The organism is Microbacterium sp., assembly GCF_030149085.1.
GTDB lineage: Bacteria > Actinomycetota > Actinomycetes > Actinomycetales > Microbacteriaceae > Microbacterium.
In genome coordinates this window covers 1-2,248 of the sequence record NZ_JASBSF010000372.1, presented here as the reverse complement: position 1 = coordinate 2,248, position 2,248 = coordinate 1, and the positions used below count along the sequence as shown (strand labels likewise).

Genomic DNA, 2,248 nt, shown 5'->3' with positions numbered 1-2,248 from the left:
CTCACGGGCGTCGACTGCAAAGCGCCGGCCGTGCCGGTGATGCACTGATCGGGTCCCTGCTTGTCACAGGCAGCGGGCTGCGGCGCTGTCTTAGCCAGCTGATTGGACGACGGGGAGTCCCCCGCCGTGAAGGTGGGGTTGTTGCACTTGTTCGGGTCGACGTTCGCGCTCTCCGCCCCGGGAATCCGCTTGATCTGATCAAACCCCGCGAGCACGAGGTTCATCGTGAGCGGCGAGTACCCGAGCGACTGAGCTTGTTGCTGCCCCTCACAAAGGAAGTAGCTCATGAACGCACCCAGGGTGTTGCCCTTGGCTGCGGTGAAAACACCCTTCACTTCGGTCGGCACGATCATGTACGAGTAGCTCGACAGCGGATAGGCGCGTGGATCGGCGCTGTTGTAGACGCCGTCGAGGATCTGCGTGAGGTCGGTGTTCACCTGGGCCGACAGCATCGCCACCGCGACAGACTGAGCCGTGGGCTCGATGTAGTAGCCGGATTTGTTGAGAACCTTGGCCACCGGGAAACCCGACTTCAGGGCGTACGAGTACTCGACGTACGTGATCGCGCCCTCACCGTAGGTCTGTGCAACGTATCCCGCCACGCCGTTCGAGCCACTTTGTCCCTTTGCACCGGAGAAGAGCGGATACTGCGAGGTCAGGCCGGATCCACGGCCCATGGATGCCGCGAACTCGCTCCACAACGCGGGGTATTGCTTCGACATCCACAGGGTGAATTGAGCGCTCGTTCCAGAGCCATCGGAACGGATGACGGGCGTGATCTTCTTGTCCGGCATGGCGAGACCAGGGTTGTCGGCCTTGATCGCGGGATCGTTCCAGTTGGTTATCTTTCCGGTGAAGATCTTGGTGATGACCTCGCCCGACAGGCGAAGATTGGTGACCTGCTTGCCGCCGATCTTCAGGTTGTACATGAACGAGGTCCCACCGGCCACGATCGGCGCGTACGCGTAACCCCGACCCGGTACCTCGGGGGCCGAGCCGTCCTCCGGCGCCGACTGGAACGGGATCTCACTCACGGCGAAGTCGACGGTGCCGAGGATGAACTCCTGGCGACCGGCCGTCGAACCGGTGCCGGAGTAGTTGATCGTCATCCCGTAGTTGGCCTTGACATTCGCCCGCCACTGGTCCAGTGCGTTCTGCGACCAGGTCGATCCCGATCCGGTGATCGGCTCGTAGGTTGCCGCGTAGGCCGGCGTCGTGTTGACAAGAGCCAGCGCAGCAACCATCGTGATGGCGGCCATTCGCGCAAGCAGTGTGCGCCAAGAGGTCATTGCTTCTCCTCGGGATGGTGCCCGTAAAGGGGCCGCGTGAAGCGCGCCCTGTCCATGCGGATGAGATCGTTTTGCGACCGTCGCGCCGCAGCTCGCCGCTGCCGTGGCGTGAGCTCCCCTGGGCCCCGACCGCCGATGACGCGGGCAATAGCGAAGAGGGCGAGCACCAGCAGCATCAGCACGGCCGCCGCGCCGAAACCTCTCGCGATCATGTTGGGCTCCGGCGACTTGACGAAGTCGAACACCTGAAGCGGCAGCGAGATCATCGGACCTTGGAAGGGGTTGAGGTTCATGACCGCCGTGACACCGGAAGTGAGCAGGACGGGCGAAGTCTCGCCGATCCCGCGGGCGGTACCGAGGATGACGGCCGTCGCGAGTCCGGACCGAGCGGTGGGGAGTACGACGCTCCATACGGTGCGGAAACGGGACGCCCCGAGGGCGTAGGCTGCCTCGCGCAAGTTACCGGCAACCAGGCGGAGCACAACGTCCGATGCGCGCACGATGATCGGGAGCATCATGACGGTGATCGCGAGTGACGCGGCAAAGCCCGACCGCTGCCCCGTGATCAGAAGGATGATCGCCGAGTACACGAACAAGCCGGCAACGATCGACGGGAGCGCCGTCATCGCATCCGTCACGGTGCGCACGAATCGCGCGAACGGTCCGCCGACCTCGTTCAAGAAGACTGCGGTGAGGATGCCGAGAGGAATCGTGATCACCAGCGCGATGCCGATCTGGATCAGCGTTCCCATGATGGCGTGCGCAATGCCGCCCATGTCGAGGGGATCGAGGGGTCCCGCCGACTCCATATCGGAGAAGAAGAAGTTGGCGTGGAACAAGGCGTCAGCGCCCCGCGTGATCACGAAGACGACGACGAAAACGAGGGCGCCGGCCAGAATGATGCCGGCGCTTGCGAGGACGACGGTCATGAGGCGGTCGATGACCTCTCGGACGTCGGC

General features: G+C 63.7%; 2 protein-coding genes. Both read right to left on the bottom strand.

Annotation, left to right across the window (positions count from 1 at the left end; all coding sequences use genetic code 11):
- A partial coding sequence (pstS, locus tag Q1V87_RS14970; protein WP_300594622.1) for a phosphate ABC transporter substrate-binding protein PstS occupies positions 1-1,289 on the bottom strand: 1,289 nt, incomplete at its 3' end.
- Positions 1,286-2,248: phosphate ABC transporter permease PstA (gene pstA / locus Q1V87_RS14965; protein ID WP_300594619.1), on the bottom strand; the 963-nt coding region annotated here is incomplete at its 5' end. The genes pstS and pstA, both read right to left, overlap by 4 nt.